The sequence below is a fragment of the Vogesella mureinivorans genome (genome assembly GCF_007644035.1).
Lineage (GTDB): Bacteria > Pseudomonadota > Gammaproteobacteria > Burkholderiales > Chromobacteriaceae > Vogesella > Vogesella mureinivorans.
Genome location: NZ_VMTV02000134.1, coordinates 254,173 through 277,640 on the forward strand (window position 1 = coordinate 254,173; position 23,468 = coordinate 277,640).

17 protein-coding genes are annotated in these 23,468 nt (G+C 63.8%); 12 read left to right on the top strand and 5 right to left on the bottom strand.

What is annotated here, in order from left to right:
- Positions 1 to 6: 6 nt before the first annotated feature.
- Positions 7 to 1,206 carry a winged helix-turn-helix domain-containing protein gene (locus FLQ44_RS04395; protein ID WP_147693237.1) on the bottom strand — a complete coding sequence of 400 codons (1,200 nt, stop codon included), beginning with the start codon at positions 1,204 to 1,206 and terminating at the stop codon, positions 7 to 9.
- Positions 1,207 to 1,479: 273 nt separating this feature from the next.
- Here FLQ44_RS04395 and FLQ44_RS04400 point away from each other — a divergent pair, with 273 nt between their 5' ends.
- Complete coding sequence (locus tag FLQ44_RS04400; protein WP_147693238.1) at positions 1,480 to 3,345, top strand: ABC transporter ATP-binding protein; 1,866 nt, start codon at positions 1,480 to 1,482, stop codon at positions 3,343 to 3,345.
- 748 nt (positions 3,346 to 4,093) lie between these two features.
- Positions 4,094 to 5,905 carry a phosphoenolpyruvate carboxykinase (GTP) gene (locus FLQ44_RS04405; RefSeq protein ID WP_147693239.1) on the top strand — a complete coding sequence of 604 codons (1,812 nt, stop codon included), beginning with the start codon at positions 4,094 to 4,096 and terminating at the stop codon, positions 5,903 to 5,905.
- Between the two features lie 502 nt (positions 5,906 to 6,407).
- Here the strand turns inward: FLQ44_RS04405 and FLQ44_RS04410 are convergent.
- A complete protein-coding gene (locus FLQ44_RS04410) occupies positions 6,408 to 7,382 on the bottom strand; it encodes a quinone oxidoreductase family protein (RefSeq protein ID WP_147693240.1) in 975 nt (324 codons plus the stop codon).
- Positions 7,383 to 7,494: 112 nt separating this feature from the next.
- On the opposite strand from FLQ44_RS04410, the gene FLQ44_RS04415 reads away from it, so the two are divergent.
- Both FLQ44_RS04415 and FLQ44_RS04420 read left to right on the top strand, forming a co-directional pair.
- Positions 7,495 to 8,040, top strand: coding sequence for a heme NO-binding domain-containing protein (locus tag FLQ44_RS04415; RefSeq protein WP_147693241.1), 546 nt, complete (start codon positions 7,495 to 7,497; stop codon positions 8,038 to 8,040).
- Entirely contained in the window at positions 8,037 to 9,398 is a 1,362-nt protein-coding gene (locus FLQ44_RS04420; RefSeq protein ID WP_147693242.1) for an ATP-binding protein, read from the top strand. The genes FLQ44_RS04415 and FLQ44_RS04420 overlap by 4 nt, the downstream gene beginning before the upstream one ends.
- A gap of 15 nt (positions 9,399 to 9,413) precedes the next feature.
- Here the strand turns inward: FLQ44_RS04420 and FLQ44_RS04425 are convergent, their stop codons facing one another.
- Together FLQ44_RS04425 and FLQ44_RS04430 are read right to left on the bottom strand one after the other, a co-directional pair.
- On the bottom strand, positions 9,414 to 10,007 hold the full coding sequence (locus FLQ44_RS04425; protein ID WP_147693243.1) for a YqiA/YcfP family alpha/beta fold hydrolase: 594 nt from the start codon (positions 10,005 to 10,007) through the stop codon (positions 9,414 to 9,416).
- A gap of 66 nt (positions 10,008 to 10,073) precedes the next feature.
- Complete coding sequence (locus tag FLQ44_RS04430) at positions 10,074 to 10,829, bottom strand: substrate-binding periplasmic protein (protein WP_147693244.1); 756 nt, start codon at positions 10,827 to 10,829, stop codon at positions 10,074 to 10,076.
- Positions 10,830 to 10,953: 124 nt separating this feature from the next.
- Here FLQ44_RS04430 and metH point away from each other — a divergent pair, with 124 nt between their 5' ends.
- Entirely contained in the window at positions 10,954 to 14,682 is a 3,729-nt protein-coding gene (gene metH, locus FLQ44_RS04435; protein WP_147693245.1) for a methionine synthase, read from the top strand.
- A 63-nt stretch (positions 14,683 to 14,745) separates the two neighbouring features.
- On the opposite strand, the gene FLQ44_RS04440 is transcribed toward metH, so the two are convergent.
- Entirely contained in the window at positions 14,746 to 15,177 is a 432-nt protein-coding gene (locus FLQ44_RS04440) for a VOC family protein (protein WP_147693246.1), read from the bottom strand.
- 172 nt (positions 15,178 to 15,349) lie between these two features.
- Here FLQ44_RS04440 and FLQ44_RS04445 point away from each other — a divergent pair, with 172 nt between their 5' ends.
- The 7 genes from FLQ44_RS04445 (at position 15,350) to ptsP (ending at position 23,432) form a co-directional block, all read left to right on the top strand.
- On the top strand, positions 15,350 to 15,985 hold the full coding sequence (locus FLQ44_RS04445) for a glycoside hydrolase family 75 protein (protein ID WP_147693247.1): 636 nt from the start codon (positions 15,350 to 15,352) through the stop codon (positions 15,983 to 15,985).
- Positions 15,986 to 16,099: 114 nt separating this feature from the next.
- Complete coding sequence (locus FLQ44_RS04450; RefSeq protein WP_147693248.1) at positions 16,100 to 16,579, top strand: GNAT family N-acetyltransferase; 480 nt, start codon at positions 16,100 to 16,102, stop codon at positions 16,577 to 16,579.
- Between the two features lie 133 nt (positions 16,580 to 16,712).
- Positions 16,713 to 17,594, top strand: coding sequence for a drug/metabolite exporter YedA (gene yedA / locus FLQ44_RS04455; RefSeq protein WP_147693249.1), 882 nt, complete (start codon positions 16,713 to 16,715; stop codon positions 17,592 to 17,594).
- A 295-nt stretch (positions 17,595 to 17,889) separates the two neighbouring features.
- Positions 17,890 to 18,660: a GntR family transcriptional regulator gene (locus tag FLQ44_RS04460; protein WP_240801178.1), complete on the top strand. Its 771-nt coding sequence runs from the start codon at positions 17,890 to 17,892 to the stop codon at positions 18,658 to 18,660.
- On the top strand, positions 18,657 to 19,778 hold the full coding sequence (nagA, locus tag FLQ44_RS04465; RefSeq protein WP_170252787.1) for an N-acetylglucosamine-6-phosphate deacetylase: 1,122 nt from the start codon (positions 18,657 to 18,659) through the stop codon (positions 19,776 to 19,778). The genes FLQ44_RS04460 and nagA overlap by 4 nt, the downstream gene beginning before the upstream one ends.
- Positions 19,759 to 20,781, top strand: coding sequence for an SIS domain-containing protein (locus FLQ44_RS04470; RefSeq protein ID WP_240801179.1), 1,023 nt, complete (start codon positions 19,759 to 19,761; stop codon positions 20,779 to 20,781). Before nagA ends, FLQ44_RS04470 begins: the two co-directional genes overlap by 20 nt.
- Positions 20,782 to 20,930: 149 nt before the next feature.
- The gene (gene ptsP / locus FLQ44_RS04475) at positions 20,931 to 23,432 is read left to right on the top strand and encodes a phosphoenolpyruvate--protein phosphotransferase (RefSeq protein ID WP_147693251.1); all 2,502 of its coding nucleotides are present in this window, start codon (positions 20,931 to 20,933) and stop codon (positions 23,430 to 23,432) included.
- Positions 23,433 to 23,468 lie beyond the last annotated feature (36 nt).

Consider the following 23,468-nt stretch of genomic DNA (forward strand, 5'->3'; position numbering starts at 1 on the left):
CGGGCATCAGCCCTGCCAGCCATCCGGTACCTGGCCAAAGCGTAGCTGCGGTGTGCCGTGCCAGTCGGCGCACTGCTGCAGCGCTTTCAGGATGTCTTGCTGCAGGCGCTTGCCCGGTTTGATGCCGGGCTCCAGGTACAGCGCTTTGACCTCGAACACACCTTGCGCGCGGTGCGCCTTGGCGTCCAACCGGCCCACCAGTTGGCCGCGCACCAGTAGCGGCAGCACAAAGTAACCGTACTGGCGTTTGGGCGCCGGGGTGTAGCACTCGATGCGGTAATCAAAGCCGAACAGCTGGCTGGCGCGCTGGCGGTGCCACACTACCGGGTCGAACGGCGACAGCACGGTGCAGGCGGTGGCTTTCAGCGTGCCGTCTGCGGCCAACCTTAGCGTGTCTTGCAGGCTGTGGTGTACATAGCTGTCGCCCTTCAGCCCTTCGACCTGTACCGGCAGCAGCTCGCCGCTGTCGATCAGCGGGGCCAGCTCGGCGGCGCTGACTTTGCCGCGCAGGCGGTAGTAGTCGCCCACCCAGCCGGCCTGCACCAGGCCCAGTGCGCGGCAGCTGGCGCGGATCATGTCGTGGCGGGCGCTGGCGGGGCTGGGCAGGTGCTGCGCGTCGTCCCACTGTGGCAGCACGCGCTCGGCCAGGTCGTACACGCGCTGGAAGTTTTCGCGCTGGCGCACCATGAGCTGGCCGCTGGTAAACAGTACCTCCAGGTGGCGTTTTTCCGGCTTCCAGTCCCACCAGCCATTGCCTTTGCCGCCCTGGCGGGCAAAGTCACGCGAGCGTACCGGGCCGTGCTGGCGGATGTGCGCCAGCAGCTGGTCTATGTCGGCGCGGTGTTTGTCTAGCCAGCTGACCGAATACTTCCAGCCCATGGCAGCCGGGTCCAGCATGCGGTGGCGCAGCAGGCGGTAGTCTTCTACGGGGACAAAGCAGGCTTCGTGCGCCCAGTATTCGAACAGCGCGCCGTCGGCCAGCAGGCTATCGAGCCAGGCCGGGTCGTAGTGGCCCAGGCGGCTGTACAGCACCAAGTAGGGGCTGCGCGCCACCACGCTGATGGTGTCGATCTGCAGCAGCGCCATGCGGCGGATGGCGGCCAGTACGTCGTCGCGGGTGGCTTTGCGCCGTGGTGCGGCCAACAGGCCCTGCGCGGCCAGGTGCAGGGCGCGTGCGGCGGGGAGCGACAGGTGGACAGTAGGCATGGCAATAAAATGACAGGATGAACAGTGCGTACAGCATAGCTGTTCGCCAGCGGTGGCGAACAGCGGGTAGAATGCTGGCGGCCTGTCAGCACGGGCAGTTTCCCGCATGGCATGACTGTGCCAAGCTATGGGGCTGCGCGTACTGGCAGCGCTTTTGTTCTTTGAGTGCGCTACGGCGCCGGCATACCTGCCGGGCGTGGCGCTACGTGGGCCTGTGGGCCTGACCCAACCTGAACCGCGGCGGCCACCCCGCTACGGCAAGGAGCGATCTTTATGTTGTTTTCCTGGTTTGAACGCCGGGTAGATGCCTACCCGGATACCCCCCCGCCACAACCCCCTAAAGGGTTCTTCCCGTTTGTCTGGTCGGCCACGGCCGGCATGCGTGGCCTGATACTGGGCATGGCGCTGCTGACGGCCGCCATTGGTGCTTTCGAGGCGCTGCTGTTTTCCATGCTGGGCTCCATCGTGGACTGGCTCAGCCACGTGCCGCCGGCGCAGCTGTGGGACAAAGAGCGCGACAACCTGCTGCTGCTGGCCGCCATCCTGCTGGCCAGCCCGCTGCTGATTGCGCTGCAGGCCATGGCCAAGTACCAGGGCCTGTTCGGTAATTTCCCCATGCGCCTGCGCTGGCATTTCCACCGCCACTTGCTGAACCAGAGCATGGCGTTTTACCAGGACGAGTTTGCCGGCCGCGTGTCGGCCAAGGTGATGCAGACGGCGCTGGCGGTGCGCGACACGGTGCTGATCATCACCGACATCATGGTGTTTGTGGTGATCTACTTCATCACCATGGTGGCGGTGGTGGGCAGCTTCGACGCCGTGCTGCTGTGGCCTTTCCTGGCCTGGCTGGCGCTGTACGTCGTCGCTTTGCGTTTCTTTGTGCCGCGCCTGGGCCGTGCCGCCGGCGAGCAGGCCGACGCGCGCAGCCTGATGACCGGCCGCATTACCGACGCCTACACCAATATCGCCACGGTAAAGCTGTTTTCGCAGGGTAACCACGAGGCCCGCTTTGCCAAAGGCGCGATGCAGGAGTTCATGCTTACCGCCTACCGCCAGATGCGGCTGGTCAGCGGTTTCGAGATCGTCAACCACATCCTCAGCATGGGGCTGATTGCCAGCACCGCCGGTGCCACGCTGTGGCTGTGGAGCCGCGGCGAGGTGGGCGTGGGTGCGGTGGCGGCGGCTACCGCCATGGCGCTGCGTCTGAACGGCGTGTCGCACTGGATCATGTGGGAGATGTCCAGCCTGTTCGAGAACATCGGCACGGTGCAGGACGGCATTACCACGCTGTCGCGCCCCATCGCCATCCACGACGCGCCGGACGCGCACCCGCTAGAGGTTGGCCGCGGCGAGCTGCGCTTTGACAATGTGCGCTTCAGCTACGGTGGCGAGAAGGTGGTGATCGACGGCCTGAACCTGACCATTCGCCCCGGCGAAAAAATCGGCCTGGTTGGCCGCAGCGGCGCCGGCAAGTCCACCATCGTCAACCTGCTGCTGCGTTTTTACGAGCTGGAAAGCGGCCGCATCCTCATCGACGGCCAGGACATTTGCCAGGTCACGCAGGACAGCCTGCGCGCCCAGGTGGGCATGGTGACGCAAGACACCTCGCTGCTGCACCGCTCGGTGCGCGACAACCTATGCTACGGCCGCATGCAGGCCAGCGACGAGGAGATGATCGCCGCGGCGCAAAAGGCCGAGGCGCACGAGTTCATCCTGCAGCTAACCGACCCCAAAGGCCGCCGCGGCTACGACGCCCACGTGGGCGAGCGCGGCGTCAAGCTGTCCGGCGGCCAGCGCCAGCGCGTGGCTATTGCTCGTGTGATGCTGAAAGACGCGCCGATTCTGTTGCTGGACGAAGCCACCAGCGCGCTGGATTCCGAGGTGGAAGCCGCCATCCAGAGCAGCCTGTACCGGCTGATGGAAGGCAAGACCGTGGTGGCCATCGCGCACCGCCTGTCCACCATCGCCGCCATGGACCGCCTGATCGTGCTGGACAAAGGCCGCGTGGTAGAAGAGGGCAGCCACGAGGTGCTATTGGCCAAAGGCGGCCTGTACGCGCGGCTGTGGGCGCACCAGAGCGGCGGCTTCCTGGGCGAGGAAATCGACCCGGAAGAAGAAGCGGCGCTGGCCGGCAGCTAAGGTTGGCCGCAGGCCAGGCGGTAGGGAAAAGGGGCTGTGACGTTAATGCCGTTCACTTAAGCAAGTGAGCGGCATTTTTTGTCAGGATGATTTCTGGAAAAAAGAGGCGAAGCATTGAATCCGCTACGCGGATGATGCTTGAAGGTGCCGGTTCCGCCCGGCTGGCGGGAAAGGGGGCGGGTCGCCGCCCCCTTTTCATTCCCCCGCGCCCCGGGGCTGCTCGAAACCCCGGCCAAAATGGCACGCCCCAGGCGCCGCCGAACTCGCCGCGTGCTAACGTCACGCGGCTCAAACAAATCGGCGTCTTAAAACCTGGGTCGTACCCTTTTGACCGGCTCGCGCCAACGGGATGGGCGCTTGACCGACACACCAATTCTTGAATACCTAGCCAATTGCCACAAGTTTTCTGCTTGAGTGAAAGGCGTGTGCCAGTCCCCCTTTTTTTTGCGTTTGCGTATCGCTGCAGTAGTTCTGTGCCAGCAAGCAAGCTGGCAATAAAGTAGTTCCCACACTACGGCGCACTGCCGATCAGCCAGCCGTTTGCGCTTTTTACGCAACAAAAAGGCGCAACACACTAGCAAATTATCATGGCAGTTGAGTTAAAGCAGATAGGGTTGTACCCCATTGACTACAGCTGGTGGATAATGCCGCAGCCCCCCGAACAGGGCGGCCTACCAGACCCGCCCGGCTCACCGGAGAATGGGCGGGTTTCGTCGGCTGCTCTGCCCTTTTTCAAGCAGAGGTAGACATGTCCTTGCAAGCCCCGAGCTTTGTACGCCACCAGCAACTGATCAACTGGGTCGCCGAAGTGGCCGCCCTCACCAAACCGGCCGCCATTCACTGGGTAGACGGTTCCGAAGCGGAAAACAGCCAACTGCTGGCCCAGATGGTGGCCGCTGGCACCCTCACCCCGCTGAACCCGGCCAAACGCCCCGATTCCTACGCCGCGTTTTCCGACCCGTCCGACGTGGCGCGCGTGGAAGACCGCACCTATGTGTGCAGCGCCCGCCGCGAAGACGCCGGCCCCAATAACAACTGGATGGACCCGGCCGAGATGCGCAGCACGCTGAACGGCCTGTTCGACGGCTGTATGGCTGGCCGCACCCTGTACGTGATTCCGTTCAGCATGGGCCCGCTGGGTTCGCCCATTGCCCACGTGGGCATCGAGCTGACCGACTCGCCGTACGTGGTGGCATCGATGCGCATCATGACCCGCATGGGCCGCAACGTGTACGAAGTGCTGGGCGAAGACGGCCCCTTCGTGCCCTGCGTGCACAGCGTGGGCGCACCGTTGGCCGCAGGCCAGGCCGACAAGCCGTGGCCGTGCAACCCGGACACCAAGTACATCGTGCACTACCCGGAAACCCGCGAGATCTGGTCGTACGGCTCCGGTTACGGCGGCAACGCGCTCTTGGGCAAAAAGTGCTTTGCGCTGCGCATTGCCTCCACCATGGGCCGCGACCAGGGCTGGCTGGCCGAGCACATGCTGATTCTGGGCGTGGAAAACCCGCAGGGCGACAAGCGCTACGTAGCAGCTGCCTTCCCTAGCGCCTGCGGCAAGACCAACTTTGCCATGCTGATTCCGCCCAAAACCTACGATGGCTGGAAAGTCACCACCGTGGGCGACGACATTGCCTGGATCAAGCCGGCGGCGGATGGCCAGCTGTACGCCATCAACCCGGAAAACGGCTACTTTGGCGTGGCACCGGGCACCTCGGTGAAATCCAACCCCAACGCCATGGCCATGCTGAACGAAGGCGTGATCTTCACCAACGTAGCGCTCACCGACGACGGCGACGTGTGGTGGGAAGGCATGAGCAAGGATATTCCGGCGCACCTGACCGACTGGCAGGGCAAGGACTGGACGCCAGACTGTGGCCGCAAAGCCGCGCACCCGAACGCGCGCTTTACCGTACCGGCGGCCAAGTGCCCGTCGCTGGACCCGGCGTGGAACGACCCGGCTGGTGTGCCGATCTCGGCCTTCATCTTTGGCGGCCGCCGCTCGTCCACCGTGCCGCTGGTGTTTGAGGCCGGCAGCTGGGAAGACGGCGTGTACATGGCCGCCACCATGGGCTCGGAAACCACCGCTGCAGCGTTTGGCGCGCAGGGCGTTACCCGCCGCGACCCGTTTGCCATGCTGCCGTTCTGCGGCTACCACATGGGCGACTACTTCCAGCACTGGCTGGGCATGGCCGACAAGGTCAGCAAGCTGCCGCGCATCTTCTGCGTAAACTGGTTCCGCACCGACGCCGACGGCAAGTTCATCTGGCCGGGCTTTGGCGACAATATGCGCGTGCTGGAGTGGATCGTTGGCCGCGTGCAGGGCACCGCCCAGGCCGAAGACAGCCCGCTGGGCAAGGTACCGGCTTACGCCCACCTGAACTGGGCCGGCATGGACGGCTTTACCGAGCAGCACTTCCAGCAGCTGATGGTGCTGGACGAAGCTGCCTGGCGCCACGAGCTGGCCGCCCACGACGAGTGGTTTGCCAAACTGGCCGACGCACTGCCGGCCAGCCTGGCGGCGCGCCGCAGCAAGCTGGCCGAGGCGCTGGGGGTATAAACAGCGTATGTGAGTAAGACAAAGCCTGCCGAATGGCGTAATGCCATTCGGTTGGGTGAATGTGCTTGGCCATCAAGTGGGAGGGCGTGAGTGCCGCGCCCCATCCCGTTGGCGCGAGCCGGTCAAAATGATGCGCCCCAGGTTTTAAGACGCCGATTTGTTTGAGCCCCGAGCCGTTAGCGAGGGGCGAGTTCGGCGGCGCCTGGGGCGTGCCATTTTGGCCGGGGTTTCGAGCAGCCCCGGGTTGCGGGGGAATGAAAAGGGGGCGGCAATCCGCCCCCTTTCCCGTCCTATTCCCTCGCGACGCTGCGCTTGCCTCGCTCGGTCACGGGCGGAACCGGCATGTAAACATCGTCCGCATAGCGGACACATTAGTACTCTTCAAACACAACAAACCCCTAGCCCAGAAAATGCCAATCAGCGTTAACTGACTGACATTCGCCGTATGGCAGGCTTTTTTCATGCAGCATGCGGCCAACCTTACCGGGTTGGCCGCATGTTTTTATGGCAGCAGGATCAGCGAGCCGGTGGTGCGGCGTGCTTCCAGGTCGCGGTGCGCCTGGGCAGCGTCGGCCAGCGCGTAGCGTGCCGATGGCTGTACTTTTACCGTGCCGCGGGCCACCTGCTCGAACACGGCGCCGGCCAGTGCTTCCAGCTCGGCGCGGGTGGCGATGTAGTCGTGCAGGCGCGGGCGGGTGAAGAACAGCGAGCCTTTTTGTGCCAGTAACAGCGGCGAAAAGTCCGGCACGGCACCGCTGGCGTTGCCAAAGCTGACGAACATGCCGCGGGGTGCCAGGCTGTTCAGCGACATCTCGAAGGTATCTTTGCCCACACTGTCGTACACCACCGGTACGCCGGCGCCGCCGGTCAGCTCGCGTACCCGCGCCGGCACGTCTTCCTCGCGGTAGTTGATGACATGGGCGCAGCCCAGCGCGCGCGCCAGCGCGGCCTTGTCGGCGCTGCCCACGGTGCCGATCACCGTGACCCCCATGGCCGACAGCCACTGCACGGCAATCTGGCCCACGCCACCCGCTGCGGCGTGCCACAGCACGGTTTGCCCTGGCTGTACGCGGTAGGTGTGCAAAATCAGGTAGGCCACGGTCATGCCCTGCAGCATCAGGCAGGCGGCGGTATCGTCGCTGACGCTGTCCGGCAGTTTGACCAGATGCTGTGCCGGCATCACGCGTTGCTGGCTGTAGGCACCCAGCGGGCCGCCAGCGTAGGCCACGCGGTCGCCCGCTGCGACATGGCTCACGCCTGCCCCCACGGCCAACACCACGCCAGCGGCTTCGCTACCCAGCCCGGACGGTAGCGGCAGCGGATAGAGCCCGCTACGATGGTAGGTATCGATAAAATTGACGCCGATGGCGGTGTGTTGCAACAGCACCTCGCCGGGGCCGGGTTGGCCGCAGTCGACGTGTTCGGTTTGCAATACGTCCGGCCCGCCGCTAATGTCAAAACGGATACGCTGGCTCATGGGCTTCCTTATCGAATAAAGTGGGTGGCTACGCTATAGCGTAAATAGTGCACGAAAGCACGACTTGGCAGGTTAAACAGATTGTTCAGCGCGGTTCCTGGAAGGGGGGCGTATGAAAGGTGTGGTGTTTACCGAGTTTCTGGGCTTGGTGGAGCAAAAGTTCTCTGCGGATATGGTGGATGACATCATTGATGATGCCAACTTGCCGCACGGCGGAGCCTATACCGCCGTGGGCACGTACCCTTTCCCCGAGATGGTGGCGCTGATCGTGGCGCTGTCCAAGCGTACCGGGCTGGAGGTGCCGGTGCTGATACATGCTTTCGGCCAGTACCTGTTCGGGCGCTTTTTTGTGCTGTATCCGGCGTTCATTACCGCTTGCAGCAGCACCATCGAGCTGGTGAGCCATATCGAGCAGGTGATTCACACCGAGGTACGCAAGCTGTACCCCGATGCCGAGCTGCCGTCGTTTGAGGTGGAAACACATACCGCGCAGCGTCTGAGCGTGGTGTACCGTTCGCCGCGCTGCCTGGCCGACCTGGCCGTGGGCCTGATAGAGGGGGCGGTAGCGCATTACGGCGAGCAGGGCCACCTGCACCTGCAGCGGGAAGCGCTGGATGCCGACGGTACGACGGTGCGCTTTATCCTGGAAAAAACATGAGTGACGCGGACATTATCCAGCGCCTGGAAAAACGGCTGGCCCGCGAGCACGCGGCCCGCCAGGAGGCCGAGCGTTTGCTGGAGGCCAAGAGCCTGGCGCTGTATACGGCCAACTGCGAGCTGGCCGAGGCGGCGCACCTGCTGGAAGAAAAGGTGGCCGAGCGCACGCTGGAGCTGAGCCAGGCACTGGCGCTGGCCGAGGCCGGCGTGCGCGCCAAAACCGAGTTTCTGGCGGTGATGAGCCACGAGCTGCGCACGCCCATGAACGGGGTGATGGGCATGGCCGAGCTGTTGGCCGCCACGCCGCTGTCGCCGGCCCAGCGCGAGCTGCTGCATACCTTGCAGGAAAGCGCCGAGGCACAGATGGTGCTGATCGGCGATATTCTGGATTTGTCCTCTATCGAGAATGGCAACCTTACCCTGCGGCGCGACCCGGTAGACATGCCCGCGCTGCTGGATGGCTTGCTGGCGCAGTACCGTACCAGCGCCAATGCCAAAGGCCTGAGCCTGTGGCTGGAGCGCCCGGACAGCCTGCCCTGGCTGAAAGGGGACGGCGACCGCTTGCGCCAGGTGCTGGGCAACCTGCTGTCCAATGCATTGAAATTTACTGCCGAAGGCCAGATCAGCCTGCGCGTCACGCTGGATAAACAGCCCGATGGCTACGGTTACTGGCACGTGGCGGTAAGCGATACCGGCATCGGCATGAGCCCCCAGCTGATTGGCCGCTTGTTTCGCACCTTTGAAATGGCCGATAGCTCGCCCACGCGGCGTTACGGTGGCACGGGGGTGGGGCTGGCCATTAGCCACCGTCTGGCGCAGGCCATGCAGGGCGATATCACCGTGAGCAGCCAGGTGGGGGAGGGCAGCTGCTTTACCTTTAGCTGGCGCGCCGAGACGGTAGCCGCGCCGGTGCTGGCCCCCAGCAGCACGCTGTCGGCCATCGAGCTGCCCGGCCCGGCGCGCGAGCTGCGGGTACTGGTGGCCGAAGACAACGCCATCAACCAGAAGCTGATCGTGAAAATGCTGGAGCGGCTGGGGCTAAGCCGCGTCACGCTGGCAGATGACGGCCTGCAGGCGGTGGCCGTGGTGGAAACCGGTAATGTGGACCTGGTGCTGATGGACATGCAGATGCCCAATATGAGCGGGGTGGAGGCGACCGTAGCCATCCGCGCCCAGGATCTGCCGGTACAGCCGGACATTGTGGCCCTGACCGCCAATGCCTTCGAAGAAGACCGCCAGGCCTGCATGCAGGCCGGCATGGATGATTTTCTGACCAAGCCGCTCAAGCTGGACCTGCTGGCCAGCGTGCTGTGCCACGCCGCCCGCGGCGACTACGCCAACCAGCGCGACGGTGGCTAAGGCGCCGCCGGGCCGCTACGGGTTTGGCTTTGGCAGCTGGGGCAGCTTTCCTTCTATGCCCAGCAGACCGGGCAGGCATTGCGGCCAACCTTGCAGGCGATGATCGTCGCCATTCAATACCGTGGTGCGGGCGCCAGCGTAGTAGCGCACCGCTTCGCGCCAGTCTAGTACCTCATCTGCCGTGCCCAGTACCAGCCAATAGTTGGCCGCCTGCAGCCGTGGCGGGCGCAGGGCAAGCAGCTCGTCCATGTGCTGTGGGCCCAGCGTGTAGTGTTCGCCGGTATACGGGTTGTGCAGCGGGCCCATGAAGCGCGCCAGCTCGGCCTCGGGGCGGATAGCCGGGTTGATCAGCACCGCAGGCAGGGCAAAGCGCTCTGCCAGCCAGGTAGCGTAATAGCCGCCCAGCGAGCTGCCTATCAGCACCAGCGGCTGCTGCAGGCTGGCAATCAGCGCTTCGGTTTGCGCGATGGCCTGTGCCGGGTAGGGCGAGAGCTGCGGGCTGCTAAAGCCGGCCTCGGGGGCGATGGCATGCAGATAGGCCTGGGTTTCGCGAGCTTTGAGCGACTGCGGGCCAGACTGGAAACCGTGCAGATACAGATAGTGGGTCATGGTCAGTAGCAGTTGGGGGGGGCAAGCCATCAGCATAGCTGGCTGCGGGCTAGCGTCAACCGCTGGCTAGCTGGTTTTCCAGCTATAGCCTTGTATGATGCGTTTGGTTTTGCCCTGTTTTTCCAGCAGGCTGATGGCCTGGTTCAGCTGCGCTACCGTGTAGCGGCTGAACGGGGCCACGGCGCAGCGCGTTTGCAGTACCGACACCACCCAGGGCTGCAGGCGTAGCCGCTTGCCAGGCTGCGGGTTGCGCTTTACCCAGGCGGCCAGCTCCAGCTCCGAGCTGACTACCGCGTCGATCATGCCCATTTGCAGTGCTTTCAGGCTGGAGTCCAGCTGCGGGTGGTCTACCCGTGTGGCGCCGCCGTTCTGCCACAGCGGTACCAGTGCCGGGTAGTGATAGCCGCGTATCACGCCCACGCGCTGCGCCGCCAGGTCCTGGATGCCCTGAATGGTGCGCAGGTGGCTGGCCAGGGTCGCGACCCGCTCGATCTGGGGGTAGAAGTCTTGCGTCCAGCCCAGCTTGGCCGCATTGCCGAACCAGGCCGGGTTGGCATTGCACACCACATCCACCTTGCTTTGTTCCAGGGCCGATTCGATACGGTTGCGCGACAGCACACTAAAGCGCGCACTGCTACCCAGCGCCTGCGCCAGGGCCAGACCCAGGTCTTTGGAGAGGCCGCTGTCCAGCTGGCGCTGCGCGTTCAGTACCACAATCGGCGCGGCGTCGGATTCTGCGACGCCAATGTGTAGCGGCGGGGCGGCCTGGGCCGAGGCTGCGGCCAACAGTAGCCACGCCGGGCGGCAGAAAAACGTAGACATATACGGCTCCCTTGGCATTGTTATGCTCTCTTGTTCTATAGGATGGCCAGCTCGGGCCAAAATGCAATGATAAGATTAAGCTCTTGTGTCTACGTAGTTTTACTTAATTAAAGCCGCCTTTGCCATGTCAAAACTGTTATCCCACCCCGCTTACGACCTGCTTTCCCGCCGCATCCTGATTCTGGACGGTGGTATGGGCACCATGATTCAGCAGTACAAGCTGACCGAGGCCCAGTATCGCGGGGAGCGGTTTGCCGACTGGCCGGTAGACGTAAAAGGCAATAACGACCTGCTGGTGCTGACCCAGCCGCAGATCATTGCCGAGATTCACCAAGCCTATCTGGATGCGGGCGCGGACATTATCGAGACCAACAGCTTCAACGCCACCGCCATCGCCATGGCCGACTACGACATGCAGTCGCTGGTGTGGGAGCTGAACCACGCCGCCGCCAAGCTGGTAAAAGACCTGTGCGTAGCGCAAACCGCTGCCACCCCAGACAAGCCGCGTTTCTGCGCCGGCGTACTGGGCCCCACCAGCCGCACCTGTAGCATCAGCCCGGACGTGAACGACCCGGGTTACCGCAATGTCACCTTTGACGAGCTGGTGGACACCTACACCACCGCCATCGACGGCCTGGTAAAGGGCGGGGCGGATTTCCTGCTGGTGGAAACCATCTTCGACACGCTGAACGCCAAGGCGGCGGTGTTTGCCATCCACAAGTACTTCGACGAGCACCCCGAGGCCACGCGCCTGCCCATCATGATCTCGGGCACCATTACCGACCAGTCCGGCCGTACGCTCACCGGCCAGACCACCGAAGCCTTCTACAACAGCCTGTCGCACGCCGACGCACTAAGCTTTGGCCTGAACTGCGCGCTGGGGCCAGACCTGCTGCGCCCGTATGTAGAAGAAATGTCGCGCATTGCGAATACCTTTGTATCGGTACACGCCAACGCCGGCCTGCCCAACCCGCTGGCCCCCACCGGCTACGACCTGCTGCCGGAAGACATGGCGCCGCAGATTCGCGAGTGGGCCGAGTCTGGCCTGGTGAACATTATTGGCGGCTGCTGCGGCACCACGCCTGGCCACATCAAGGCCATTTACGAGGCGGTGAAAGACCTGCCGCCGCGCCCGCTGCCGCAGATCGAGCCCAAGTGCCGCCTGTCCGGCCTGGAGCCGTTCAATATCGGCGACAAAGACCTGTTTGTGAACGTGGGCGAGCGCACCAACGTGACCGGCTCCAAAGCCTTTGCCAAGCTCATTCTCAACGGTGACTACGCCACGGCGCTGGACGTGGCGCGCCAGCAGGTGGAAAACGGCGCGCAGGTAATCGACATCAATATGGACGAGGGCATGCTGGACGCCCACGCCGCCATGGTGCGCTTTCTGAACCTGATCGCCGCCGAGCCGGACATCGCCCGCGTACCCATCATGATCGACAGCTCCAAGTGGGATGTGATCGAAGCCGGCCTCAAGTGCATCCAGGGCAAGGGCATCGTGAACTCCATCTCGCTGAAAGAGGGCAAGGACAAGTTTGTCGAGCAGGCGCGCCTGCTGCGCCGCTACGGTGCGGCGGTGATCGTGATGGCCTTTGATGAAGTGGGCCAGGCCGACACCTACGCCCGCAAGGTGGAAATCTGCGAAAAGAGCTACCGCATTCTGGTGGACGAAGTGGGCTTCCCGCCGGAAGACATCATCTTCGACCCCAATATCTTTGCCGTGGCCACCGGTATCGAAGAACACGCCCGCTACGGCCTGGACTTTATCGAGGCCACCGGCTGGATCAAGCAGAACCTGCCGCACGCCAAGATCTCCGGTGGCGTGTCCAACGTGTCGTTCAGCTTCCGTGGCAATAACAAAGTGCGCGAGGCCATTCACGCCGTATTCCTGTACCACGCCATCCAGCGCGGCATGACCATGGGTATCGTGAACGCCGGCGCGCTGGAAGTGTACGACGAGGTGGACCAGGTGCTGCGCGAGCGCATCGAAGACGTGGTGCTGATGCGCGGCGACGACATCATGGCGGTGACCGAGGCGCTGATCAGCCTGGCCGAAAGCTTCCGTGGCGACGCCAAAGAGGCCAAGGGCGAAGACCTGGCCTGGCGCAGCCAGCCGGTAGAAAAGCGCCTGGAACACGCGCTGATCAAGGGCATTACCACTTATATCGTGGAAGATACCGAGGAAGTGCGCCTGAAGTGCGAGCGCCCTATCCACGTGATCGAAGGCCCGCTGATGGACGGCATGAACGTAGTGGGCGACCTGTTTGGCGCCGGCAAGATGTTCCTGCCGCAGGTGGTGAAATCCGCCCGCGTGATGAAAGCCGCCGTGGCGCACCTGGAGCCGTTCATCGAGGAAGAAAAAATCCGCATGGGCCTGCAGGACGCGCCGGCCAAGGGCGTGATCATCATGGCCACGGTGAAGGGCGACGTGCACGATATCGGCAAAAACATCGTGGGCGTAGTGCTGCGCTGTAACAACTACAAGGTGATCGACCTGGGCGTGATGGTGCCGTGCCAGACCATTCTGGACGCCGCGCGCGAACACAAGGCCGACATCATCGGCCTGTCCGGCCTGATTACCCCTAGCCTGGAAGAAATGGCGCACGTGGCCAAAGAGATGCAGCGCCAGGGCTTTGATATCCCGCTGCTGATTGGCGGCGCCACCACCAGCCGCGTGCACACTGCGGTAAAAATCGCCCCGCATTACAGCGGCCCGGTGATCTACGTGCCGGACGCCAGCCGCGCCGTGGGCGTGTGCTCCAACCTGCTGTCCGACACCCTGCGTGATAATTTTGTGCTGGAAGTCGCCAGCGACTACGCCAAGGCGCGCGCCATTTTCGAAGGCCGTGGCGACGCCAAGCTGCTGCCACTGGCGCAGGCGCGCGCGGCGCGCCACCGTATCGATTGGGCTAGTTATGTGCCGCCCGCGCCAAAATGGCTGGGTGTGCGCCGCTTCGAACGCTACGACCTGGCCGAGATCGCGCGCTTTATCGACTGGACGCCGTTCTTCCAGAGCTGGGAGCTGGCCGGCCGCTTCCCCGCCATTCTGGACGACGACATCGTGGGCGAATCCGCCCGCGGCCTGTGGGCCGACGCCCAGGCCATGTTGCAGCAGATCATCAGCGAGCAATGGCTGCAGGCCAATGCGGTGATTGGCTTGTTCCCGGCGCGCAGCGTGGACGTGGACGATATCGAAATCCTCGACCCCGACACCCGTGCCCCGCTGATGACCTGGGTAGGCCTGCGCCAGCAGCTGGCCAAAGCCACCAAGGACGGCTCTGCGGCCAACCCCAACTGGACGCTGGCCGACTTTATCGCCCCGGCTGACAGCGGCGTGCAGGACTATATCGGTACCTTCGCCGTGACCGGCGGCCTGGGTATCGACCCGCACGTAGCGCGTTTCGAAGCGGCCAACGATGACTACAGCGCCATTCTGCTCAAAGCGCTGGCCGACCGTTTTGCCGAGGCCTTTGCCGAGCTGATGCACCACCGTGTGCGCACCGAGTTCTGGGGCTATGCCGCCGGTGAAAGCCTGGATAACGAGTCGTTGATCGATGAGAAATACGTGGGTATCCGCCCTGCGCCAGGCTACCCGGCCTGCCCGGACCACACGGTGAAGCGTGAGCTGTTCGAGCTGCTGAACGCGCCGGCCATCGGCATGACGCTGACCGAAGGCTACGCCATGCTGCCTACCGCAGCGGTATCCGGCTTCTATTTCAGCCACCCCGACAGCCGCTACTTTGGCGTGGGCAAGCTCGCCCGCGATCAGGTGGAAAGCTACGCCACCCGCCGTGGTGTGAGCGTGACCCAGGCCGAGCGCGACCTGGCACCCAACCTGGGTTACAACGCGTAAGGCTTGCGGCCAACGTTGGCCGCAAGGCAAGACAATCAGGGCAGGCCGCTAGGCCTGCCCTGATCACGTTTGTGCGCTGTCGTCGCGGGTAAAGCCACGGCACACGGCGGCCAGCTTGTTGCCGTCCGGGTCGCGCACGTAGGCGGCGTAAAAATCCGGGTTGTATTGCAGGCGCAAGCCCGGCTCACCGTCCGACACGCCGCCGTGCAGCAGGGCGGCGGCATGAAAGGCTTGTACTTGCTGCCAGCTGCCGGCTTTTAGCGCCACCATGGTGCCATTGCCTGCGCTGGCCGGGCGGCCGTCAAACGGGTGGCAGAGCCACAGCGCCAGTTCCTGCCGCCCTTGGTCGGTGTAGGTTCCCCAGCCTGGCCAGGCATCTGCGTCGTCTTCTGTTGAGGTATCGCAGCGTGTCAGGCCCAGCGGGGCGAGGACGGCATCGTAAAAGCGACAGGCGCGGGGCAGGTTATTGCTGCCCAGGCAGACGTAAGTGAACATGTTTGTCTCCGTGGTAAGGGTTACCCCTGTTCTAGCCCAAGGTTTTATCGCCAGGCCAGCGTTGTGCCGCCGTGTCATGGCGATGCGCAGTTTTTTCTGTATAGAGATGCCCACCCCATGCCATCCCGCAGACAGCAGCCCCGCCGGGGTTGCCTGTTAACGGGAGACTGTCATGGACGAATTACTGGGCGTGATTACAGGCGAGGGCTACGAGTGCCAGATCTGGCAAGACGCCAGCGGGCGGGTGTATTTCATGGCCGACGCCGATATTGATGCCGATGGCGCCAACGGCCAGCACGGTGCCCCGGCAGCGTACCGCGAGGATGATCAAGGGCTGGAATGGCTGGCTAACGGCGGCATGCGCCGGGTGAACGGCAAGGTGGTGTGCTTGCACGACTGGGCGCGCGATATTGTCATTCTCGATACCGACAACGAACCCAAGGTGTTTCCCGGCGGCATCATCGCGTCGATGACCTGGTATCGCCACCCGGGCATGCCGGCGGACGACCCGGCGGCGTATGTTGATTCGGCTACCGAGCCCTATATTGTGGTGCCACCGTTGGTGGTACAGCACACGCGGGGCATCGTGCGTGGCTGCCTGGCGCGGGTGAGTTACCAGGGAAAAAGCGTGGACTGTGTGGTGGCAGACCGTGGCCCCAAAAACCTGGCGGGTGAGCTGAGCATTGCTGCCGCCATGATGCTGGGCATACCGGCCAGCCCCAGGCATGGCGGCCTGGACAAAGCACAGGTGCTGTATGAGTTGTGGCCGGGTATTGCTGCGCCGGGTTACGCGCTGCAGCCGGCCTGACGACGCGGGTAGCGATAATATTGCATTTATTAATGACTATGACATTTAATAATTTGTAATTCTTATAAGCAATGGTATAAGCTTTTTTAGTTGATACCCTGCTAATGACCCCGCATGCTTTCTTTACGCCCTTTGCTCGAGTCTGACCACGACCAGCTGTACCGCTGGCTGCAGCTAGCCGCATGGACTGCGCCAGCTGCAGCGCAGCCAGCAACGGCACAGCACGACACGCAGCCCGCGACGGCCAGTTGTGACGACTGGGGTTCCCCTTTTGACCTGGGCTTGGTGGCACGCCTGGCATCACAGGATGTCGGTGCGTGCTGGCTGCGCCTGTTGCCGGAGGATGTGGGCCTGGGGTATGTGGATATTTTTACCCCGCAGCTGGGCATGGCGCTGGAGCCGGAGTTTCGCCAGCGTGGCTACGGGCGGCAAATGTTGTCGGCGCTGCTGCACCAGGCCGCATGCCGCGGCTATGCCCAGGTATCCCTTAGCGTGCATCCGGATAACCCTGCGCTGCGCTTTTACCAGAAGGCGGGTTTTAATACGGTGACACTGCGCCAGTATTGCCATGTGATGGTCACCAAACTGTTCTGACGCCGGGCTATCAGGCCATGCCTGCTAAAAGCCTTGCCCCGCTCTGCTTTGCCCAGAACAGGCTTTTCAGTTTTCATCTCTTGTAATCGTCATGTACAGCAGGCATGTTGCGGGTCTACACAGGAAACCTGCCATGACGCTCAGTACCCACCAGCTCAAGTTGCTCGCCGCTTTTTTTGCCCTCTATGTCATCTGGGGCTCGACCTATTTTGCTATCCGTATTGGTGTGGAGTACTGGCCACCGTTCATGATGGCCGGCGTGCGCTTCACCGTGGCGGGTGCGCTGATGTACGCCTGGCTGCGCTGGCGTGGCGAAGCGAACCCGACCTGGCAGGAGCTGCGTGGCGGCGCCATTCTAGGCGTGTTGATGCCGGCTATCGGTAATGGCTTTGTGACCCTGGCAGAGAAAGACGTGTCGTCCGGAGTGGCGGCATTGGTGGTGGCCACCGTGCCGCTGTTTGCCACCCTGTTTGCCCGTTTCTTTGGCCACGTGCCGCGCAAAATGGAAGTAGCCGGCATTCTGTTGGGCATTGCCGGCATGGTGGTATTGAATATGGGCGCCAACCTGCAAGCCTCGCCGGCGGGCGCCGCCGCGCTGTTGTTTGCCTCGGCGGGTTGGGCTTTTGGCTCGGCCTGGAGCAAGCATCTGGTGCAGCCCAAGGGCTTGATGTCCAGTGCGATCATGATGCTTTGTGGCGGTGGTGCACTGTTGCTGGGCAGTGCGGCTATCGGTGAGCAGCTGCTGGCCACGCCGCCGCTGGCCGGCTGGCTGGCGGTGGCCTATCTGGTGTTTTTTGGCTCCATGGTGGCGTATACCGCCTATTTGTTCCTGCTCAAAAGTGTCAGCCCGGCGGCGGCCACCAGCTATGCCTACGTGAACCCGGTGATTGCCGTTTTGCTGGGGGTGTGGCTACTGGGCGAGCACGTGGGCGTACATGAAATGGGCGCCATGGGCATTATCGTTTTGGCGGTGGTGTTGATCGGTTGGCGGCCCAAGCCGCGTGCTGCTGGCTGATATCTGTCGCGCTTCTGCCAAAGCCTGCTGATTGCAGGCTTTTTTTATTGCTTTTTTAAGGAACCAGATCGATACCACTTTGTAGTCATAAAAATGCCAATTTTTAGCAGCCATACAGCATTTTGCACTGCAGCGATAATGCTATCGATAGAAAGCAAGACATTTCAGGGTGTTGCATTTCTTGCAATTGTGCGGCTAATAGCTAGATTGGTATTGACGTGGTGTTGTAGTGGTATTACTTTTGCGCTTGTGGAACGGCCTGTTGTGCTTCGGCAGAAAAACACAGGGTTCTACAATGGCACCTTTGAATGACCACTTGCAGGGTAGCCATATGGATAGCCGCTGGAATGCATTAAAGCCGGAAGAGACTTCCACTACGCCTTTGTACTTGCAGTTTTCACGCAAGCTGGCCGAAGCCATACACGCCGGCTGGTGGCAGGCGGATGAAGCGCTGCCTTCGGAACGCACCTTTTCCGAAGAGCTGGGCATCTCGCGTGTGACCGCGCGCAAGGCGCTGGATGTGTTGCTGGAGCAAGGCCTGATTCGCCGCCGCCATGGCTCGGGGACTTTCATTACCCCGCGTCTGGAGCAGCCGCTGTCGCGCCTGACCAGTTTTACCGAAATGTTGAAGATGAAGGGTTTCGAGCCTTCGTCGGTGTGGTTGTCGCGTGGTATTGCCACGCCCACGCACGAAGAAGTGATCAAGCTGGGTTTGTCGCCTAATGCCCAGGTAGCCAGGCTAAAGCGCCAGCGCCTGGCAGACGGTGTGGTGATGGCCATCGAGCAAAGCTCGCTGCCCCTGACCTACCTGCCAGACCCGCAGGCGGTGGGTAGCTCCCTGTATGCCTACCTGGATACCGTGGGCCACCCGATAGTGCGGGCGCTGCAGCATATCCGTGCGGTGAATGCGAACCCGGATATTGCCGCCATTGCCGGTATCAAGCCGGGCGAGGCCATGCTGCTGATTACCCGTATCGGCTACACGGCAGATAACGTAGCCATCGAGCTGACTGACACCTGGTGTCGTAACGATTACTACGACTTTGTGGCTGAACTGAGACGATGAACGCAACACGAGTTTTGCAAGGCCGCATGCTGACCAGCGCAGGCTGGATGGACGGCGAGCTGCAGATAGGTGACGACGGCAAGATTGCCGCCATACAGGGCAGGTTGGCCGCAGCCGGCCAGGCCGAGCGCTATATCCTGCCCGGCTTTATCGACCTGCACGTGCATGGCGGTGGTGGGGTAGACATCATGGAAGCAGGGCGTGCCGCCCAGCATGTGGCCAGTACCCATGCGCGCTTTGGCACCACCTCGCTGCTGGCGACCACCATGACCGCGCCGCGCGAAGCCCTGGCCGCCGTGCTGTCGGCCCTGGGCGACGCCAGCCGCAGCCGCCAGCCCGGCAGCGCACGCATTCTGGGTGTGCATCTGGAAGGCCCTTACATCAATAAGGGCAAGCTCGGTGCGCAGCCGGATAACGCGGTGGAAGCCGCGATGGAAGAGATTAACCATTACCGTTCGCTGGCCCCCATCAGCCTGGTAACCCTCGCGCCCGAAGTGGCCGGTCACATGGAAGTGATCCGCGAGCTAAGCCGCCAGGGGGTACGCGTACAGCTGGGCCACACGCTGGGCAGCTACGAAGACGGTGTGAAGGCGCTGGAACACGGCGCCAGTGGTTTTACCCATTTATTTAACGCGATGACCGGCCTGCACCACCGCGAGCCGGGCATGGTAGGGGCCGCGCTGGCGCATGCCGAGTACGCCGAGCTGATACCGGACCTGCTGCACGTGCACCCCGGTGCCATGCACGCCGCCATGCGGGCGATACCGCGGCTGTTCTGTGTGACCGACTCCACGGCCGCAGCCGGCATGCCGGATGGCCAGTACAAGCTGGGCTCGCAAACGGTGACCAAGTGCCTGGGCGGTGTACGCCTGGCCGACGGTACGCTGGCAGGCAGCACCCTTACCATGGATCAGGCGCTGCGCAACCTGGTAGAGATCGGTGTGCCGCTGGCCAGTGCCAGCAACCGGCTGTCGCTGTACCCAGCCGACTATCTGGGCGTACACGACCGGGGCAGGCTGCAAGAGGGCGCGTGGGCCGACATCGTGGTGATGGATTCAAACCTGCAGTTGCAACGCGTATTCGTAGAAGGAGAGTGTCTTGAGCTCGTTAATGCTTGATGAAGCCCTGTTTGCCGCCCAGGCGGTAGCTGCCCAGCACATGTATGCCGATGAAGGGCTGGCTGTCCTGGCGCGCGAACTGGCCAAAGCGCCGCCACAGCTGGCACTGACTGTGGCGCGCGGCAGCTCGGACCATGCGGCCAACTATTTCGCCTACCTGGCGATGCAGCGCACCGGCACCCCGGTGGTATCGCTGCCCATGTCGCTGCTCACGCTGCATCAAGCACCGCTCAATGTAAAAGGCCAGCTGGCCGTGGCCCTGTCGCAATCCGGCCGCAGCCCTGACCTGATCGACACCATGACCGCCCTTGGCCAGGCCGGTGCCCGTACCGTGGCGCTGGTCAATAAGCCCGATTCCCCGCTGGCCGCCGCCTGCGAATGGTCGGTGCCACTATGCGCCGGCGAAGAAAAAAGCGTGGCTGCCACCAAAAGCTATATTGCCACCCTGTCTGCGGTAGCCCGCCTGGTGGCGCACTGGCAGCAAGACACCGCCCTGCTGGCCGCGCTGAACGACCTGCCCGAGCACCTGACCGACGCTACCCGCCAGGACTGGAGCAGCGCGCTGGACGTGCTGGTACCGGCCGAACGCATCATGGTGGTAGGCCGTGGCCTGGGCTTTGCCGTGGCGCTGGAAGCCGCGCTGAAGTTCAAGGAAACCTGCGTCATCCAGGCCGAAGCGTTCTCTGGTGCCGAAATCAAGCACGGCCCGATGGCGCTGGTGGACGATGGCTACCCGCTGCTGATTTTCGCCCCGCGTGGCCCCGAGCAAGCCGGCCTGGTAGCTCTGGCCGACGAAATGCGCGGCCGTGGTGCCAATGTACTGTTGGCCGCACCGGCCAACGTGGCCAGCCGCAACCTCACCCTGGCCACTGCCGGTGACGAAGCGCTGGACCCGCTGCTGGCCATCCAGAGCTTCTACCTGATGGCAGCCCGCCTGTCGGTAGCGCGTGGCCTGAACCCGGACACGCCGCGCCACCTGAAAAAAGAAACCCTCACGGTATAAACCGTGCCAGCCGGGCGGCCGCCCGGCCGGTTTGGCCACACCCATAACACGATCCCGATGCCCAGGCCATGACCCGCGGCACGTATACAGCATGACTTACGCGCATGGCTGCGGGGCAGCGTGCGCGCTTTCAGAGAGAAGGAAACCCGATGTCTGCAACCGTTACCCTGCAAGCGCCGCTGTCCGGCGTGGTATTGCCACTGTCCGCCGTGCCCGACCCGGTGTTTGCCGGTGGCCTGATGGGCCAGGGCCTGGCCATTGAGCCGCTGTCTTCCACCCTGCTGGCGCCGTGCGATGGCGAAATCAGCCAGGTATCCAGTACCGGCCACGCCGTTACCGTGCGTGCGGCCAACGGTGCCGAGGTGCTGATGCATATCGGCATCGACACCGTGAAACTGGGCGGCAGCGGTTTTGTTACCCGCGTGCAAAAAGGCCAGCAGGTTAGCGCCGGCCAGCCGCTGGTAGAGATCGACATCGATAGCGTGGCCCGCCGCGCGCCCTCGCTTATTACCGTCGTTGTGGTCACCAACAGCGACGACATGGCTCTCTCCCTCGACGCGTCCGGACTTGTGGAAGCCGGCGCGTCGTGTTTTCTGACCGTGACGGCTCAGGGTGCTCTCTCCCGCCCTGATGCCGTCCACGGCGCAGAACTGTCCGTTACCGCCGTGGTAGCGCACGAAGGCGGGCTGCATGCGCGCCCGTGTGCGCTGGTGCAGTCGGTAGCCCGCCGCTATCTGAGCCATCTCGAGATCGGTTTTGCCGGCCAGCGCGCCAATGCGCGCAGCGTGGTCAGCATCATGGGTCTGGGGGTGGGCGAACACGATACGGTTACCCTGTATGCCAAAGGTGACGATGCCGACACAGCCCTGGCCGCCCTGGTCGAGGCGCTGCAAACGCATACCCACGCCGGGCATGCACCGGCGCCTGCTGCGGTAGTGGCTACCCGCGACGACGGCAAGCTGGGCGGCGTGTGCGCCGCACCCGGCCTGGCAGTCGGTACGCTGGTATTGCTGGCCGAGCAGGCGCGCCCGGTGCCCGAGCGCGGCCATGGTGTGGAGCCAGAGTTGGCCGCACTGAACGCTGCCCTGCAAAAAGTGCGCGATGCGGTGGCCGCCGACGTGGCCCATGCCGACAAGCGCGGCGCGCACGCCGAAAGCGAGATCTTTGGCGCCCACCTGGCGCTGCTGGACGACCCCGAGCTGGCGCAGGCCGCCGAACGCTACATTCTGGATGGCCGCAGCGCCGCTTACGCCTACCGCAGCGCCATCAGCGCGCAAAGCGCGGTGCTGCTGGGCCTGGGCAATGCCCTGCTGGCCGAACGCGTAGCCGACCTGAAAGACCTGGAGCGCCGCGTGCTGGACGTGCTGCTGGGCGGCGAGCAAGCCGCGCCTGAGTTGCCGGCGCAAGCCATTGTGGTAGCCGACGACCTGACCCCGTCGCAGCTTACCCGCCTGCCGCGCGAGCAGCTGGCCGGTGTGGTGCTGGCCCGTGGCGGCGCCACCAACCACGTGGCCATCCTGTGCCGTGCGCTGGCTATCCCCGCGCTGGTAGCCTGCGGCCCGGCCGCGCTGGCGCTGGCCGCCGGTAGCGAGGCGCTGCTGAACGCCGGTGAAGGCTGGCTGGATGCCCAGCCCGATGCTAGCGAGCTGGCCACCGCCCGCCAGGACATCAGCCAGCGCGAACAGCGCCGCCGCACCCTGCGCGAGCAGTCTGCCGGCCAGGCACGTACCCGCGATGGCCTGGCGATCGAGGTAGCGGCCAACATTGCTAACGCTGCCGAAGCGCGCGACGCGGTGCTGAACGGCGCCGACGGCGTGGGCCTGCTGCGTACCGAATTCCTCTTCATCGACCGACACGACGCCCCCAGCGAAGACGAACAGCGCGCCGCCTGCCAGGACGTGCTGGACGCGCTGGAAGGCCGCCCGGCCATTATTCGCACGCTGGATGCCGGTGGCGACAAAGATGTGCCCTACCTGCCGCTGCCCGCCGAAGACAACCCGGCGCTGGGCCTGCGCGGTATCCGCACCGGCTTTGCCATGCCCGCGGTGCTGGACACCCAGCTGCGCGCCCTGCTGCAAGTGAAGCCGCTGTCGCGCCTGCGCATCCTGCTGCCCATGGTGGCCGACCTGGCCGACCTGCAGCGCGTGCGCCAGCGCCTGGACGAGCTGGCCGCCGAGCTGGGCGTGGCCGAGCGCCCGCAGCTGGGCGTGATGATCGAAGTACCGTCGGCCGCCTTGCTGGCCGACCAGCTGGCCCAGCACGCCGATTTTCTGTCCATCGGTACCAATGACCTCACCCAGTACACCCTGGCCATGGACCGCTGCCACCCGGCACTGGCGGCCAACCTTGACGCCCTGCACCCGGCGCTGCTGCGCCTGATCGCGCTCACCGTGCACGGCGCGGCCAAGCACGGCAAGTGGGTGGGTGTGTGCGGTGCGCTGGCGTCCGACCCGCAGGCCACGCCGGTGCTGGTAGGCCTGGGCGTGACCGAGCTGTCGGTGAGCCCGCAGCTGGTACCGGAAATCAAGGACACGGTACGCCGCCTGGACAGCACCGCCTGCCAGCAGCTGGCACTGGACCTGCAGGCACTGAATTCGGCGCAACAAGTGCGGGCGCGGTTACAAGCCGACGCCGCCGCCTTGCTGCGCTGACCTGGTCAGGCCGCCGCATCCTCCCGCCAGGCGGCC